We start from the raw sequence: 15620 nt of genomic DNA on the forward strand, positions 1-15620 counted from the left end.
CGCATGGCTGCCAAAGATCGAAAATATCCGTTAACCTTTTCTCAACCGTCCGCGGAAACGGGGTAGAACCCTGGCGCGGTTTGCGCCCTGCGGGCAATCCGGCACGGCACCGGTTGCCCCGTAGGGGGCCACAACTGCCGGGTGCCGAACCATTGGCACACAAGGGTTTGAGACGCGGCACCCCTTACTGCCGTGGTGCCGTGTTCTTTTGTCTTTCGGTTCAATAACTTAAATCCGGCACGGCAGGGGTATCCGGCAGTTTGCCGGGTTGCCGGGTGCCGGGTTGTAGGCAGGAAGACAGCCCCGGTCGATGCCGGGGCCGTCAGGCGGTGATTCAAAGCGAAGGTAGGCAGATCAGATCGCCACGACCTTTTGGTTTCGGCTGGGTCCTCAGATCGCCGTCCTTCACGGCGCGGTGGATGACGCCTCGCACCTTCTTGTGGCCTGCGCCGAGTAGGCCGGACGTGCCGCTGTAATCGTTTTCGAGCGAATGCAGGGACAAGGGGCCTTCCTCGCGGATCAGCCCGCATACCCTGGCGACGATCTCGCGGTAATCCGATTCCGCTTTCTGGCGCTTATCCGAGTCACGTTTCCGCTCCAGATCGGTCGGTGCCAGGACGCCACCATGCGATCGTTTCAGCCATTGGCCCGGCCACCGTTCACCATAGGAATGCTTGAGGGACTCCATCCACACAAACTTGTGTGCTTCCTCCGGCTCGACGTTGAACTTGCCGGCCTCGTCTGCCCGCAGCGTCGCCATACCCGCCGCCCAGCGGCCGGCATCCGCCAGAGCCGATGCACCACGCATCGCGTCTTGATTGAGCCCATCGCTGGCGCGAAAGCTGTTCTTGGCGACATGGTGGGGCAACAGGATCGTGGCGCCTGTCATGTTGCGTAGTCGCTCGATCTGCTCAATGAAACGCGTCGCCGCCGCGTTGTCGTTCTCGTCGCCACCCCGGAACCGGCTGATGGGGTCGAGCACGATTAGGTTGATCGGCGGCAGTTGACCCACCAGGGACGCAATACGATCGATGAGCATCGTCGGGACGATCTCGCGTTCCTGCTCGCGAGTGACGCGGTTGTCCAGACCGACGCGGGGTTCAATAAACAACCGTTCGCGCAATAAGTCGATGTGATCCTCGTCCAGATCGTTGTCGGCCCGCATATGCTCGATAACGGCTTTGAATCTTCGGTGCAGTTCGTCGCGGTCATCTTCGGCACACAGCATGAGCACCCCGCCAGGCTCCACGACCGGCATCCCCATGAAGGGGATACCGGCTGCGATGCTGGTCGACGCTTGCAGGGTAAGGAATGACTTGCCCGTTCCACCTGTGGCAGCCAGAACCCCAACAATGCCGAGCGGCAGGAACTCGTCGACCAGCCATCGACGGTCGGGCGGATCTTCGTCGAGCATGCGACCGATACCGATGCTGCACGGATCGCACAGCGGCTCGATCGGGTTCTCTTGTGGGATGCGCAATGCCTCACCCATAAGCCACCCCCGCATGCAGGTCGTTGTAATCGCTGCCTTCAACGCCGGGCGGGAACTCGGGCACCGATACGAACGCTCGCGCTCTGTGCGCCGCTGTGCGGGCTTTACTTTCGCCGATGGGGTCGGCATCCGCGCAGACCACGATCTCGGCATGCGGCATACGCTGGCGCGCGCCTACGGCCACCGATTCGAGATTGCCGGCATCGACCGCGGCCAGTACGAGCGATTCGGGCTCGATCTCAGCCAAGGTGCAGCATGTCGCGAACCCTTCGGCAATCAGCACCCGCTCGGCAGGCATTCGGCCGGCTACCGGAATAAAGCACCCGCGCTTGCGCCCATCGCGTAACAGCTTCTTGTCGCCGGCCTCACCGATGAATTGAAGCGAATGTAACCGCCGTTCGAAGTCGAACAACGGCAATACCAACCGGTCGCCTTGCTGGCGTGCGCTGTGCGGCTGTACGCGCTTCACTTGCAAGTAGCGATGCGACGGATCGGCTGGCCGCGATGACTGCCAGATACGCGATGCGCGCTCGGCAGCGGCCTTGTGCGCCCGTTCACGACGTTGCCGCCGCTCAGCCTGCTGTTGCGCGATATCGGCTCGCTCAGCCTCGCTCATGGGCGTATAACGATCCGACCGCCACGACCGGACAAGGCCGGTCTTCCATGAGCCGAACTTCGCTGCCGGGTGCTCATCGTCGAAGCCGACAAGCCAGCCGTTAAGCCGGCCTCGGCGATCGCCATCGACGTGAAAGCGATGCAACGAACCATCGAGCACAATCTCGGCCGGGCGCGACGGGCAAACGCCCGCCGCCGCCATTGCGCCGATTAGGGCGCTTCGGGTATCTTGATGGTTCGAATAATGAGCGTTTTGAATTGCGGCCTCGTAACCGACTGCCATCGGTGCGGGGCCTTTTCTTTGCGAACTCATAGGCGGCACTCCGCTTCGATGACGATGTGTTCGGCACAATGCAAATTTCGGCCCGGCTCGGCCTTATGGAGCTGGTCACGCACGGCTCGCGCCCGGTCAGGATCGCTGTACGGCCCGGCCGCAAAGATTGTCACTGCCCCGCCGCGATCGAGGCGATTTGTCTCGAGGACGTAGAACTCTGATTCAGTCTCCGGGTTCATCGGGCGTCCTCCTGAATCTGCTCTCGGAGAACATCGATCTCGTTCACCAACTCGGCGAGCCAAAGCGTCCGTGCCTGGATATCGGCCTGATCGGCTTCGTCTGCCATGAGCTGGCGATTGACGTCGCCGATAAGGAGCTGGGCGCGGCTGACAGCGGTTGTCAGTTCGTCGTCGATTTCGTCGCGGGTCACGCCGCCACCTCCGCTCCTTCGCGGGCCCAGCGCCAGACGCTGTTTCTGGACACGTTGTAGCGGGCGGCGACTTGGATGTCGCTGAGATAGATTTCGCGATCTGGCGGGCGCGACTCGTGTTGATACCCGAGCCGGTCGGCCTCGTACTTTTCGAGTGCGGAAAGCGGCCAGCGCGAGCAGTTTGGCGCTAGCTTAGTCGGGGAAGGAAAACGCATTGTTTCGTCCTTGCATTGGATGGTGCAAGAACGATGTTGTCGGCGTTAAAGGGCGTTCGATACGGTAGAAGTTAACCCGGACTCCTACCGATCCTCCTCGCCAGTCAGCCGAAAATCATCATCTTCTATTAGAAACCCGCCTAACCCTATGTTTATTCCTAATTTTTCTCGGAATGGCTCATATTCATCGATCGTTGGCTCAATTGTCTTCGGTGAATGCAGAGTGGTCGGCGCGCGGTAGATCCCAAATTCTTCCAATAGTTGGGATGCCTTAGCCCGCTTTGCTTCGCCTTTAAGGCCCGCGTGACTGCACGCTTCCAGTGCAGCAGCGATCATGCGTTTTTCTTTTATCTCTTTCGCTCTGGTAAGCGTGCTTCGTTGGCCTCCTTGTTTCACGTAGGAGGCGTCACCGAGCGCTACGGCCGCATCAAGATCTTCTAAGTATGCTAGCCAGTCGGGTATCGGATAACTATGGCGAATACAAAGACGTAACGCCTCGTAGCGCGCCGACGGGTCGCCTATTTCAAAATCGCTACGCAACCGGTCAAGTTTGAACAAAAGAAAAGCTCTCTCGAACTTTGCTCCGTTTGATTCGCTCATGCCCGCGCCTCGCCGATGTTCGACACACTGGCCTTCGTCGGCTCACCATCAACGCAGAATGCGGCCCATTGGCGCATCAAACGATCGCGCTGCGGTAAAAGCTCATCGCGGGCATACGCGGCTCGCGTCGCGTCACTGTTGACGTGTGCAAGCGCCAGTTCGCTGACTTCATCCGGCATATTCGAGCGGTGGCGGGCCCAGTCCTTGAAGCTGGACCGGAAGCCGTGTGGCACCGCATCAACATTCATTTTCTTGGTGATTGCCGACAGGCTCATGTCCGACAGCGCACCACCGCGCGGTGCTGTGAATACGAACTCGCTGCCCTCGAATCGCGGCATTGCCTTCAAAAGCGCCAGCGCATCATCGGAAAGCGGCACTCGATGCGTTTTGCCGTTCTTCGTCCGCTCTTCTGGAACCGTCCAGATTCGCGCGTCGAGATCGAACTCCGCCCATGTGGCGAACCGTACTTCGCCTGACCGCGCCGCTGTCAAAATCGCGAACTCCAGCGCTTTGGCCGACATGCCGCCGCGCTGGCGCAGTCTCTCCATGAATGCGGGTACTTCGTGCCAGTCGAGCGCGCGTTGATGCTTGACCTTCGCGATCTTGGCGGGCTTGGGTAGCACTTCGGCTAGATTGCCCTTCCATACGGCGGGATTGGCGCTCTCGCGATACTTGCCGACGATCGCCCAGTTGAACACCGATTCCATGCGTTGCCGCACGCGAGTCGCCGTTTCGGTCTTGGTTTTCCAGATCGGTTCAAGCACGGACAGCACGTGCGGCAGCTCAACTGCCTCGACCTCCAACTCGCCGATGATCGGGAATGCGTAACGCTCTAGTGAAGATAGCCAGTTATCGCGGGACCTGGCGTTGCGGAACTCTGAAGCGATTGCAGTGTGTTTGCGCCGGGCCGCTTCGGCAAACGTCATTCGCTTGGCGTTGGAAGCGATCAGCGCGTCTCTGGCCGCCTTTCTCTCAGCCACCGGATCAATGCCCTGCACGATCTTCTCGCGGGCCTCTCGCGCCTTGTCTCGGGCTTGAGACAGCGTTACGTCGGGATAGCCACCCAATCCAACGTCACGGCGCTTGTTGCCGATCGTGGCGCGTAGTATCCACGACCGTGATCCACCTTGAGCGACTTGCAGTAGCAAACCGGACACGCCGCCAACCGCGTGCATACCTCGTGTGTCCAGTCGCTTGACCTGAATCGCGCTTAGCTCTGGTGCTTTCTTTGGCATAGTTCTATTTCCTAACAGGAATCGAACAGCGAAACGCAAACCAGCGGCAAAACATTGCGATGCAGTAGCGAGTACAACCTACCCAACGTGAAACGAGCCGTTTGCGCGCAAAAAATGCTGCCCACCTTCTTACCCAACAATGGCGGGCGTTATTGGATGTTACGGCGGGTTACGCCGTGGCGCAAGGGAATGCTTTAATGGCAAGGGTTACAGGGCGTTAGTGAGTCCGCGTGTTACGGCATGAAAAGCGGGAACGGTAGTTCTCCCCGGCACCATCGCATGTTCGCATGGTGGGCTTAACAGCCCAGGCCTCGCCGTTCGTCGCCTCCACGCCGTCGTCCGTCGCCTTTCGGCTGGGGAAGCGAGCCTTCCCGCCGATATACAGTCCCATGACTCGGGGACTACCAGACATACGCACCGGCTCACGTGGCTTTACGCTACTCGAGCTTGTCGTCGCGCTTACCGTAGCCGCCATTCTCGTCGCGGTTGCGATTCCCTCGTACCAGAGCCTGATCGAACGCAATACGCTTGCAGCGACCGTCAACGACCTGGTCGGCGATCTGAACTACGCCCGCTCCGAGGCCGTCACCCGCGGTCGCAACGTGTACCTGTGCAGCAGTCGCGATCAGAACTCCTGCACGAGCGACGGCAATTGGAGTGATGGCTGGATCCTGTTCGTGACATCGGACCGCGATCCCGCGGATCCCTCGGAATCCATCGATCAGTATCTGCGCGTCCATAACGGCGCCGACAGCGCGGTCGCGATCGAAACCGAAGACAACGGCCCCTTGCGCTTCAATTCCAACGGCTTCGCCATGGTGGGCCGAACGTTCAAGGCCAGTGCGAACGATCAACCCGAGTCACGGGACATAGTCGTGTCCGCCACCGGGCGCGTCGAGGCGCGCGATCCGTCATGACGCCCGCTCACCAGCCTATACGCTCCGCGAGCGCTGGTTTCACGCTGCTCGAAGCGCTGGTCGCGGTCGTGGTGATCTCGATCGGGTTATTGGGGCTGCTGGGGCTGCAGACCGTAGCCGTCGTGAACACTCAGACCTCGCTTCACCGCACCTTCGCGAGTATCGGCGTTGACGATATCTCGGATCGCATTCGTGCTAACGCGGCCGGCGCGGCGGCGGGCGATTACGACACCATCGCCCCCACGGCGGCCCAACCCGCCGACTGCAGCGACTCCGCCTGTGCCCCCGGGGAGATGGCAGCCCTCGATGCCTGGGAGTGGAACCGATCGCTGCAGCAAACCCTTCCGTCGGGCAAGGGATTCGTTGACTGCGCGGAACCTTCGACGCCCACCGCGGCCGACCCCTGCTCGGTTTATACCGTGACCATCGGCTGGTCCGAGCGTGCCGCGGATACGTCGGGGCAACAGACCGACAACCTGGCTCAATGCGATAGCGACGCACATCCGTCGCTCCAGCAATGTTTCGTAACGCAGATTCAACCATGAGCAAGGGGCGACCCGCGGCGACACATCCCCACCACGCGAGTGGCTTCAGCCTCGTCGAACTGATGGTGGCGCTCGTGGTCGGGCTCTTGTTGCTGGCCGGCGTCCTACAGATCCTGTTGAGCAACCGGCAAAGCTTCGACGCCCAGCGGGCCACCGCGCATGTGCAGGAAAATGCCCGTCTTGCAGCTTTCGTGCTCGAACACTCCATAGCGCACGCAGGCTACTACGTGGAACTGGATGACAGCGTCGACACGATCTTCCCGCAGAAGAGCGGCACGCCCGGCTACAGCACCGGCGCCGCGATCGCGGCTGAAGCCGACACCCACGGCGATAGCGACACGCTGCGGCTGCGGTTCGAGTCGGCCGGGGGTGTCCGCGACTGTCGTGGCCGTGAGGTCGGAACATCCGGCAATCCAAAAGACACGGATTTCGAGTTCTATGTGAACGACGATGAGGCGCTGATCTGCCGAATCGTCGGGGGCGATGCCCAGCCAATCGTCGAGAACGTGGAGCGGTTCGAGGTTCGCTACGGGCTCGATACCGACGGCGAGGACGGCGTCGATCGATACGTGTCCGAACTCGACGGCACTCTGGCCGGCGACGTGCTGAGCGTGCGCGTGCAACTGTTGCTTCGGGGAGCACAGGACTCGCCCGCCTACCCCGCCCCGGTCGAGCGGACCTACGTGTTCAGCGACGGAAGCGAGCGGACCTTTAGCGACCGAATCGCTCGTCTGATGGTCGACCAGACCATTGCTCTGAAGAATCGGCTGCCATGAATCACCATCGTGCCCCGTCCTCGACGCGCGAGACCGGATTCGTCCTGGTAACCAGTCTGGTGTTTCTGGTGGTGCTGACGCTGCTCGCGGTATCCGCCATCAACTCCTCCACGCTGCAGGAGCGCATGGCCTCCAATCAGCGGGAGAAATCACGTGCCCTGCAGGCCGCGAACGCCGGACTGGAGCACGCGGAATCGCTGCTGGCCAACCCGGTCTTCTTGCGCTGTTTCTGGCTATTGAAGCCACCTACGGAAAGCAGTACGCAGAACTGCGATAGCAGCGCGGGAATGCTCGCGGTCTCCGGCGTGACCATCGCCGAACGCTATACCGGTTCCGGATCGGAGAGCGACGCGACTGATTTCCTGGCCGACAGCGCCTGGACCGGCGCCAACGCGATCCCGCACGAGCTCCCCCAGGACGAGAATAGCGCGATGGATATCGTCTTTCGCGTCGAGTATCTGCCGCGCACCTCAAATCCACCCGCCCGCCTGATGTTCCGGATCACCGCGCGGGCACGCGGGCGCTCGCCCTCGGCTCGTGCCGTGACCCAGAGCTTCTACCAGATCGATGCGTGACCGAGGTACCGTCGTGAGCCGATTGATCCATCAGGCAGGCCGTCTGGCCCTTTTCGCCTTCGCGATAGGGACCGGTTCCGCATACGCGCAGACCGTCGGAACCGGCTCGCTCGAGCTGACCGATCAGCCGACCGCGACCGGTAGCACCCTCGCGCCCAACATTCTGGTCGCCATCGACAATTCCGGCTCGATGGACTTCGAGACCCTGTTCGACACCACCGAGGGTGAGCTCTATGTCACCGGGGACGAGCCCTATACCGATCGCAGCGGCAAGCTCGACTCCCCGACGTCTAGAAATGCGTACGGCTACGTCCGCTATGCCTATCTTTTCCCGAACGGCTATGCCTCGAGCCGGGGCGACGGCGGCATGCTCTACAACGCGGATTACCCGATACCGCCGACGATCCAGTTCGCCTTCGCCCGCTCGTCGGCGTACAACCGCTCCTATTTCGATCCCGACAACACCTACGAACCCTGGACCTCGGGGCCCGACGGCACGCCGAACTATCCCAGCCTCGACAGTCGCAACGAATGGGAGAATGCGCCATACGATCCCACTCGCAGCAACATCGGCACGATCGACCTGACCGGCAACCGGCGTGAACGAGGCAACGGTCAGGAGTTCTACTTCACCGACGGCATGGACGCGGCCCACCTGACCTACTACAACGGTCGGCGTTGGGAGAAGGTCGGCGGAAGTGCCAGTTCAGCCGCGGACCAATTCCTCGCAATCCAGTATTTTCCGGCCACCTTCTACATGCCCGACACCTGGTCGCCGCCGGCCGATTTCGGCTGGACGGGCGCCTACGACAAGGCGCGGGACGACGCCACGGAGGCCGACTACCAGCCCACGCAGGGCCGTGATCCATCGGGTGACGCCACGCTCAAGCGCTACAAGCTGGTCCGCGGCAATTTCAGTTCGGACGCCGCCTACGCTCGCGCCATGACCAACTTCGCCAACTGGTTCACCTATTACCGCAAACGCAATCTGGCCATCCGCGGCGGCGTCACCGCGGCCTTCGACCGGATCGGCAACGTCCGGGTGGGCGCCTGCACCATCAACGAGGCAAACCAGCGGGTCGCCAGAAACGACTTCGACCGGCTGGAGATGCTCGAACTCACAGACGATACGGATCGCTCGTCATTCTATGAGTCGATCTACGACATGGACTTCTATCAGGCACGGGGCACTCCGAACCGCCCGGCGCTCTATTATCTCGGCCGTGAACTGGAATCCAACACCGACATCATCCAGTCGCCCTGCCAGCGCAACTACGCGCTCCTGTTCACCGACGGGTTCAACAGCGGCACCGTCTCCGGGATCGGTAACGTTGACGGAAAATATGGCAGCAGCGACGGCGCCTCCCCTATTCCCGACACCTACAGCAATACCATCGCCGATATCGCCATGCGGTTCTACAAAGAGCTCGACCCGCCGAACGCCGTCGATGTCGACAACCAGCTCGCCGTGCCGGCCGGCTGTCCGGAGGACCCGACGCTGGACTGCGAACCGAGTCTTCACATGTCCACCTTCGGCGTGACCCTCGGTCAGCAGGGCGTGATGTTCGACAACCGCGACGACTACGGCCCGGAGAACGCCAACCCGTTTGCCTCTCCGCCACCCTGGTATCGTGACCAGAGCGATGACCGGATTTCGGGTAGCAGCCTTCCAGTGGGCGGCATCTCCGAAATCGACGATCTCTGGCACGCGGCGATCAACAGCCGTGGCGCCTTGCTCAACGCCGCCTCGCCCCAGGAGATCGCGACCCGGTTCACGGCTGCATTGAGCCAGATCCTCGGCCGCGGCGAGACGCTGACCAATGCCACGGGGGACAGCCGCGCGCTGACCACGGATTCCAGGGTCTTTCAGACCCGCTACCGCACCACCGACTGGAGCGGTGACCTGATCGCGTACAAGGCCGTCGGCGGCGATACCACCACCGGAGGGCGTGACTGGAACGCCGCGGCCGGTCTGGCCGGCTTCTCCGAAGACGGTGACGACACCCGCACGATCATCACCGCACTGCGCGACGGGACGGCGCCGGCCGATGTCAACGGCCGCCCGTTCACCACCGAGACCGTGGGCAACGGGCGTGTCGCCAACCTGAGTGATGACGAGATCCGCTACCTGCGCGGCGATCGTCGCCTCGAGCAGTCCAACGGCGGTTCGCTGAGAGACCGGCCCGGTGCCGGTGCGACCGGCGGCACGAATACAGTGCTCGGCGACATCATTCATTCCGTCCCCGAATACGTCGGCACGCCGTCGCCGATCGCCTATGCGGGGCCGTGGCGGGACGAACTGTACCCGGGCCAGAGTATGGCCGAGAACGATGTCCCCTATTATTCCGCTACGGACGACGACTCGTTCGTCAGGCGCATGCAGTCGCGTACACCCATGGTCTACGTCGGCGCCAACGACGGCATGCTCCACGGCTTCGATGCCGCCACGGGTGCCGAACGACTCGCCTTCATGCCCAATGAAATCCTGCACATAATCGGCAGCGGAACCGGCGTGACCAGCCCGCAGTACGGGCATCAGTCCTACGTCGACGGCCAACTCGCCTCGGCCGATGTATTCTACGGCAACGCTTGGCACAGCGTGCTGGTCGGGGGGCTGCGCAACGGCGGGCGCAGCATCTATGCACTGGACATCAGCTCGCCCGCGCGATTCAGCGAGGCGAATGCCGCCGAGATCGTGCGCTGGGAATTCACCCACGACCAGCTGGGACAAACCTTCGGCGAGCCCGTAATAGCTCGATTACACGGCGCGAGCGGCGATGATACGAAGGGCCGGTGGGCCGCGATTTTCGGCAACGGCTATAACAGCGACGATGCCGGGGCCTCCCTGTTCGTCGTCGATATTGCCGATGGCAGCCTGATAACACGCCTGTCCACTGGGGCAACGGCCGGGGACGATCAACCCAGCAACGGCCTGTCCAGTCCCGCGGTACTGGATATCGACAACGACCGAGTCGCCGATTACGTATATGCCGGCGACTTTCAAGGCAATCTCTGGAAATTCGATCTGACCGCCGCCAACGCCACCAGCTGGACGGCCGAGCGGCTGTTCCGAGCCAGGCGTGGCTCCGACAGCGGCGAAGCACAACCGATCACCGCTGCGCCCGTGGCCCAGCGCCACCCCTATGGCAAGAGTTTCGGCGCGATGGTCTATTTCGGCACCGGCCAGAACATCGTGCCCCTGAACAACGAAGACGAGCGCACACCGAGTAGCCTCTACGGTATCTGGGACCCTGCGGTCGTCGGTTACAGCGCCCCGCAAGGCCTGCCCGCGCAGGCCGTCGGATGGCGCGTGTCTCGCAGCCAACTCGTGACACAGAATGTCACCGGCGAACGCACCGGAGCCGATGACACCGTGTACCGCACGCTGAGCAGCAAACCGGTCGCCTATGTGGCCGAAGACGACACGTTCGGCGCCCGAGGCTGGGCACTGGATCTGCCCGCCGAGTCGGGAGAGGCCGCGCTGAGTCCGCCGGATATCAACCTGCGGGAATCGCGTGCCGAGTTCGCGACCACGGTCATCGACCCCGAGACCTGCACACTCACGAGTTCCGGGTTTCTCTTGGCGGTCGACCTCGCCACGGGCGGGACCCCCGGCAACTTCGTCTTCGATGTCAATGACAATGGCCGCATCGACAGCGGCGATGACCTCGCCGTCGGCGCGGAGGACACCGTCGTTGCCGCAGGCATGGCGTTCGAGAGCGGATCGGTCGGTGAACTCGCCCGTTTCATCGACCGGGACAACAGCACGATCGAGCTTCGCGGGCTGACGACCAACGACGCGCAGATCAACATGCCGGTCAGCGACACGCTGTTCAGCGGCAGGAGAACTTGGCGTGAGATCCGTGATTGATCCCTTTATCGCAAGCGGCCGATCCCTGAGTCAGCGCACGCGCTCTAGACTGCCGACAAGCGGCCGTGGATTCACCCTGATCGAACTGATGATCACGGTGGCGATCGTCGGCATCCTCGCGACCATCGCCTACCCCCTCTATACCGATCAGGTTCGCAAGTCCCGCCGCGTGGATGCGAGAAGTCTCGTGCTGCAGGCGGCGAATCGCGAGGAACAGATATACACCGCCAGGAACGCATATGTCAGTGGCATGGATGCGCTGGGCCTGTCCGAGGTCACCGACAACGGTGCCTACAAAGTCACTGCAACCGCCACGGGAAGCGACGACCAAGGCTATCGCATAACCGCAACGGCCGTCGCCGCCAAGGGCCAGGACCAGGACACCTGCCGGACGTTGAGCGTCGACGAATCGGGCCGGCGAACGGCATGGACGGGAGCCGGGCTCGGCAGCGGAACCGACGTCTCCGACGAATGTTGGTAGCGCTCAGTCCGCCGAACCGCGCCGCTGGTCGCGACCGCCGAATATCATGTCGACACCAAGCAGAATGGCGCCGAGCACGATGGCGCTGTCGGCGACGTTGAACGCGGGGTAATGCCAGCCCTGGATGTGAAAATCCACGAAGTCGATGACGTGGCCCCGGGTCGCGCGATCGATGGCGTTGCCGAGCGCACCGCCCAGAATCAGCGCCAGCGACGCCGCGACCAGCCGCTCGCCGTGGGGGTGGCGCCGCATCCAGATCAGGATGCCCACGGAGACCAGCACGCTGAGTGCCACGAACAGCCACGGGGTGGCGCCGGCGAATATGCTGAACGCCGCCCCGGTGTTGTGCATGAGCGTGAGATTGAGCCAGTCGAAGACCGGGATGCGATCGTATAGCGCCAGGTTATTGACCACCAGCTGCTTGGTGATCTGATCGGCCACGATGAGCACGGCGGACAGCCACAGCCAGTGCGCGTTCTGCAGCTGGAAGCCCCGCTCGTGGGTCACGGCCTTTTCGGAGGAAGACGTCATGATGATCGGCGCTCTTGCAGGCACGCGCGCACGCGGTCGACGTCGCGGTGCATCTGGTCGGTCAGCGCCTCGAGCGAATCGAAGCGCACTTCTTCACGGATGAACGACTCAAAGGATACGTCAACCCGCTGCCCGTATAAATCGCCCTCGAAATCGAGCAGGTACACCTCAAGCAGCGGTTCGCGCCCGTTGACCGTGGGCCGCACGCCGAAACTCGCGGCGCCGCTTCGACGCGTGCCGTCGGCCAGCCCGACCTGTACCGCGTAGACACCGTAGCGCGGTGCAGGCCGACGGGCCAGCCGGATGTTGAGGGTCGGGAAACCGAGCGTACGCCCCAGACGTTCGCCGGTAACCACCCGACCACTCACACGATAGCTGTGGCCGAGCAGGCACGCGGCCTGATCCGGCCGGCCGTCGGCGAGCGCGCGTCGCACCCGGGTGGAACTCACGCGGGCGCCGTCCACACAGATCTCCGGCAGCGGCGCGATGTCCACGCCGCGCTGCGCAGCATGGGTCCGCAGCAGCGCGACATCGCCCGTACGGCCCTGGCCGAAACGGAAATCCTCGCCGACGAGAATATGGCGCGCGTCGAGCCGCCGTTCGAGCAGATCCGTGATGAACCTGTCCGCAGACATCGCCGCGAATTCGGCATCAAAACGTGCGCAGGCAACGATGTCCACGCCCAGCGCGCGGGCGTCCTCGATCTTCTCCCGCAGCGACGACAGCCGCGCGGGCGCGCCGTCCGGATCGAAAAAGGCCCGTGGCATCGGCTCGAACGTCATCATCACGCTCGGCAGCTGCAGTGCTCTCGCACGCTCGCGCAGGCGGGCGATGATCGCCTGATGGCCGAGATGCAGGCCATCGAAGTTGCCGATCGTCAGCACGCAGCCGCCGGGCAGCCTCGCGCAGCGCTGGACCGAACGGATCACGCGCACGATCAGCGCTCCGCCGGCAGGGCGAGATGACGCGGCCGCACCCCGGCGAGCGCCAGGACGAGGAAATAGACGCCGATACCGGCGCCCACCCAGGCGAACAGCCAGCCGACGCGCTGCAGCGCCGCGCGCCCGACCCACACGTCCAGATCCGCGGCGCCGTAGACCAGCACCGCCGCCATCGCGGCGCAGCCCAGCAGCACACGCAGTGCCAGCCAGCGCCAGTCCGAGCCCGGCGTATACACCCGGTCCCGGCGCAGATAGCGGTACAGCAGTCCGGCATTGACGAACGCGCCGAGCGAGGTCGCCAACGCCAGGCCGGCATGGGGCGCGGGCAGGCTCAACGCCGTGAACGCCCCGACGAACAACAGATTCATGGCCATCGCGCTGACCATCGAAATCACGCCGCAGCGGACGGGCGTGCGCGAGTCTTCGCGCGAGAAAAAGCCGGTCACCAGCACCTTGACCAAGGAAAACCCCATGAATCCAAACGCATAGGCCATGAGCGCGTACTGACTCATCAGCGCATCATGACCGGTGAAGGAACGATAATTGAACAACGTGGCCACCAGCGGCCCGGCCAGCACGAACAGGCCGATCATCGCCGGCAGCCCCAGCAGGACGATCATCTTCAGCGCCCAGTCCAGCGTATCCGAGAAAGCCGCTGCCGATCGGCTCGCATGGCGCGCGGACAGGTTCGGCAGGATCACCGTCGCGATCGCGATCGAGAACACCCCCAGCGGGAACTCCATCAGTCGGTCCGCGTAGTAGAGCCAGCTGACGCTGCCCGAGGCCAGAAACGACGCCACGATCGTATCAAGCATGAGGTTGATCTGGGCCACCGACGAACCGAACAGTATCGGCAGCATTAGTGACAGAATGCGGCGAACCTGTGGATCGTGCCAGCCCCAGCGCGGACGCGGGAAATGCCCCAGCCGGGCGAGAAACGGCAGCTGGAAGGCGAGCTGGACCACCCCGGCGATCAACACGCCGATCGCCAGCGCGATCTCCGGGCGAGCGAACCAGGGCGCCAGTCCGATCGCGACACTGATCAGCGACAGATTGAGCAGCACCGGCGTGAACGCCGGCACCGCGAACTGACCGTAGGTGTTGAGAATACCGCCCGCGAACGCCGTCAGGGAGATGAACAGCAGATAGGGAAAGGTCAGCCGCAGCAGATCCACGGCGAGATCGAACTGCTCCGTCGCGCCGGCGAACCCGGGCGCGAATAGATAGATCAACAGCGGCGCGCCGACGATGCCGACCACGGTCACACCAATTAGAATCACGCCGAGCGTGCCCGCGACAACGTTGATCAGATCCTGTGTGGCTTCGGTCCCGTCGCGGCTTTTCGTCGACGACAGCACTGGCACGAAGGACTGGGCGAACGCGCCCTCCGCGAACAGCCGACGCATGAAATTGGGGATCTTGAAGGCGACGAGAAACGCGTCCATGCCCGGCCCGGCGCCGAACAGGATCGCGAACGCCATGTCGCGCAGAAACCCGAACACACGCGAAGCGAGCGTCATCACGCCGACCACGCCCGTGGATTTCGCTAACGACGATGCCATCACTCAAACCGTGAACCGCAGAATGCGGCGCACTATAGCGGCAACCGCCCCCGCACTAAAGGCGACCGTTTCGAAAAGTTGACAACGCGTCCCCGAATCACAATAATCGCGCGCCTGACAACGATTCATCCGACCGATTTCTCAGGAGCTGTCCGTGGCGAATTCTGCCCAAGCCCGCAAGCGCGTCCTCCAAGCCGTCACCCGTCGTGAACGCAACATGGCGCAGCGCTCGTTGGTGCGTACCCATATCAAGAAGGTCCGCAAGGCGATCGCCGCCGGTGACTCCGCCGACGCCATGGCCGCCTTCAAGGCCGCGGTACCGATCATCGACCGCATGGCCGGCAAGGGCCAGATCCATCGCAACAAGGCCGCGCGCCACAAGTCGCGCCTGAACGCCCAGATCAAGGCCCTCAGCCAGCAGGCCTGAGAAACGGACAAGATCGGGGGCGATCCCCGACGCGGCCAGTATCGAAAAAGCCCGCTCGCGCGGTAATGCCGTTCACTTAAGCATTGCAGGTCAGGCGGAGCTTGCCGAGAATCCGGCTTTCACGTGTGGAAGC

General features: G+C 63.0%; 17 protein-coding genes. 7 read left to right on the forward strand and 10 right to left on the reverse strand.

Translation table 11 applies throughout. The features are described 5' to 3' along the window. Positions 1–334: 334 nt before the first annotated feature. The 7 genes from SAHL_RS14245 to SAHL_RS14260 form a co-directional block, all read right to left on the reverse strand. The gene (locus SAHL_RS14245; protein WP_184947728.1) at positions 335–1492 is read right to left on the reverse strand and encodes an AAA family ATPase; all 1158 of its coding nucleotides are present in this window, start codon (positions 1490–1492) and stop codon (positions 335–337) included. Further along, a complete protein-coding gene (locus tag SAHL_RS14250) occupies positions 1485–2420 on the reverse strand; it encodes a toprim domain-containing protein (protein ID WP_221177974.1) in 936 nt (311 codons plus the stop codon). The genes SAHL_RS14245 and SAHL_RS14250 overlap by 8 nt, the downstream gene beginning before the upstream one ends. Beyond that, on the reverse strand, positions 2417–2620 hold the full coding sequence (locus SAHL_RS17595; protein WP_148045576.1) for a hypothetical protein: 204 nt from the start codon (positions 2618–2620) through the stop codon (positions 2417–2419). Before SAHL_RS17595 ends, SAHL_RS14250 begins: the two co-directional genes overlap by 4 nt. Beyond that, the gene (locus SAHL_RS14255; RefSeq protein ID WP_123592088.1) at positions 2617–2811 is read right to left on the reverse strand and encodes a hypothetical protein; all 195 of its coding nucleotides are present in this window, start codon (positions 2809–2811) and stop codon (positions 2617–2619) included. The genes SAHL_RS17595 and SAHL_RS14255 overlap by 4 nt, the downstream gene beginning before the upstream one ends. Next, positions 2808–3026 carry a hypothetical protein gene (locus SAHL_RS17600; RefSeq protein ID WP_148045577.1) on the reverse strand — a complete coding sequence of 73 codons (219 nt, stop codon included), beginning with the start codon at positions 3024–3026 and terminating at the stop codon, positions 2808–2810. The genes SAHL_RS14255 and SAHL_RS17600 overlap by 4 nt, the downstream gene beginning before the upstream one ends. Before the next feature lie 84 nt (positions 3027–3110). Further along, complete coding sequence (locus SAHL_RS17605) at positions 3111–3626, reverse strand: hypothetical protein (RefSeq protein WP_148045578.1); 516 nt, start codon at positions 3624–3626, stop codon at positions 3111–3113. Continuing rightward, positions 3623–4861: a tyrosine-type recombinase/integrase gene (locus SAHL_RS14260; protein WP_123592089.1), complete on the reverse strand. Its 1239-nt coding sequence runs from the start codon at positions 4859–4861 to the stop codon at positions 3623–3625. The genes SAHL_RS17605 and SAHL_RS14260 overlap by 4 nt, the downstream gene beginning before the upstream one ends. A 389-nt stretch (positions 4862–5250) precedes the next feature. On the opposite strand from SAHL_RS14260, the gene SAHL_RS14265 reads away from it, so the two are divergent. From SAHL_RS14265 to SAHL_RS18355, 6 genes are read left to right on the forward strand one after another with little or no spacing between them, the layout of a single operon-like run. Continuing rightward, on the forward strand, positions 5251–5778 hold the full coding sequence (locus SAHL_RS14265) for a GspH/FimT family pseudopilin (RefSeq protein ID WP_184947731.1): 528 nt from the start codon (positions 5251–5253) through the stop codon (positions 5776–5778). Further along, complete coding sequence (gene pilV / locus SAHL_RS14270; protein ID WP_123592098.1) at positions 5775–6323, forward strand: type IV pilus modification protein PilV; 549 nt, start codon at positions 5775–5777, stop codon at positions 6321–6323. The genes SAHL_RS14265 and pilV overlap by 4 nt, the downstream gene beginning before the upstream one ends. Continuing rightward, positions 6320–7099, forward strand: coding sequence for a PilW family protein (locus tag SAHL_RS14275; protein WP_184947733.1), 780 nt, complete (start codon positions 6320–6322; stop codon positions 7097–7099). The genes pilV and SAHL_RS14275 overlap by 4 nt, the downstream gene beginning before the upstream one ends. Continuing rightward, positions 7096–7674, forward strand: a complete 579-nt coding sequence (locus SAHL_RS14280) for a pilus assembly PilX family protein (RefSeq protein WP_123592092.1) — start codon at positions 7096–7098, stop codon at positions 7672–7674. Before SAHL_RS14275 ends, SAHL_RS14280 begins: the two co-directional genes overlap by 4 nt. A 13-nt stretch (positions 7675–7687) precedes the next feature. Beyond that, entirely contained in the window at positions 7688–11545 is a 3858-nt protein-coding gene (locus tag SAHL_RS14285; protein ID WP_184947735.1) for a pilus assembly protein, read from the forward strand. Continuing rightward, positions 11529–12026 carry a type IV pilin protein gene (locus SAHL_RS18355; RefSeq protein WP_123592094.1) on the forward strand — a complete coding sequence of 166 codons (498 nt, stop codon included), beginning with the start codon at positions 11529–11531 and terminating at the stop codon, positions 12024–12026. Before SAHL_RS14285 ends, SAHL_RS18355 begins: the two co-directional genes overlap by 17 nt. A 3-nt stretch (positions 12027–12029) precedes the next feature. Here SAHL_RS18355 and lspA read toward each other — a convergent pair whose 3' ends face one another. The 3 genes from lspA to murJ are packed head-to-tail and all read right to left on the reverse strand — an operon-like array spanning position 12030 to position 15060. Beyond that, positions 12030–12557: a signal peptidase II gene (gene lspA / locus SAHL_RS14295; protein ID WP_123592095.1), complete on the reverse strand. Its 528-nt coding sequence runs from the start codon at positions 12555–12557 to the stop codon at positions 12030–12032. Next, complete coding sequence (locus SAHL_RS14300; protein ID WP_221177975.1) at positions 12554–13492, reverse strand: bifunctional riboflavin kinase/FAD synthetase; 939 nt, start codon at positions 13490–13492, stop codon at positions 12554–12556. The genes lspA and SAHL_RS14300 overlap by 4 nt, the downstream gene beginning before the upstream one ends. Before the next feature lie 2 nt (positions 13493–13494). Then, positions 13495–15060, reverse strand: a complete 1566-nt coding sequence (gene murJ / locus SAHL_RS14305) for a murein biosynthesis integral membrane protein MurJ (protein ID WP_123592096.1) — start codon at positions 15058–15060, stop codon at positions 13495–13497. Positions 15061–15214: 154 nt separating this feature from the next. Here murJ and rpsT point away from each other — a divergent pair, with 154 nt between their 5' ends. Beyond that, on the forward strand, positions 15215–15487 hold the full coding sequence (gene rpsT / locus SAHL_RS14310; RefSeq protein WP_123592097.1) for a 30S ribosomal protein S20: 273 nt from the start codon (positions 15215–15217) through the stop codon (positions 15485–15487). The last annotated feature ends 133 nt before the right edge of the window (positions 15488–15620 follow it).

This window comes from Salinisphaera orenii subsp. halophila YIM 95161, assembly GCF_003732545.1.
Taxonomy (GTDB): domain Bacteria; phylum Pseudomonadota; class Gammaproteobacteria; order Nevskiales; family Salinisphaeraceae; genus Salinisphaera; species Salinisphaera orenii_A.

Bases quoted from the DNA above. Each gene is read 5' to 3' on its own strand.
- SAHL_RS14245 (WP_184947728.1), bottom strand. From the start codon at position 1,492: ATGGGTGAGGCATTGCGCATCCCACAAGAGAACCCGATCGAGCCGCTG.
- SAHL_RS14250 (WP_221177974.1), bottom strand. From the start codon at position 2,420: ATGAGTTCGCAAAGAAAAGGCCCCGCACCGATGGCAGTCGGTTACGAG.
- SAHL_RS17595 (WP_148045576.1), bottom strand. From the start codon at position 2,620: ATGAACCCGGAGACTGAATCAGAGTTCTACGTCCTCGAGACAAATCGC.
- SAHL_RS17600 (WP_148045577.1), bottom strand. From the start codon at position 3,026: ATGCGTTTTCCTTCCCCGACTAAGCTAGCGCCAAACTGCTCGCGCTGG.
- SAHL_RS17605 (WP_148045578.1), bottom strand. From the start codon at position 3,626: ATGAGCGAATCAAACGGAGCAAAGTTCGAGAGAGCTTTTCTTTTGTTC.
- SAHL_RS14260 (WP_123592089.1), bottom strand. From the start codon at position 4,861: ATGCCAAAGAAAGCACCAGAGCTAAGCGCGATTCAGGTCAAGCGACTG.
- SAHL_RS14265 (WP_184947731.1), top strand. From the start codon at position 5,251: ATGACTCGGGGACTACCAGACATACGCACCGGCTCACGTGGCTTTACG.
- pilV (WP_123592098.1), top strand. From the start codon at position 5,775: ATGACGCCCGCTCACCAGCCTATACGCTCCGCGAGCGCTGGTTTCACG.
- SAHL_RS14275 (WP_184947733.1), top strand. From the start codon at position 6,320: ATGAGCAAGGGGCGACCCGCGGCGACACATCCCCACCACGCGAGTGGC.
- SAHL_RS14280 (WP_123592092.1), top strand. From the start codon at position 7,096: ATGAATCACCATCGTGCCCCGTCCTCGACGCGCGAGACCGGATTCGTC.
- lspA (WP_123592095.1), bottom strand. From the start codon at position 12,557: ATGACGTCTTCCTCCGAAAAGGCCGTGACCCACGAGCGGGGCTTCCAG.
- murJ (WP_123592096.1), bottom strand. From the start codon at position 15,060: ATGGCATCGTCGTTAGCGAAATCCACGGGCGTGGTCGGCGTGATGACG.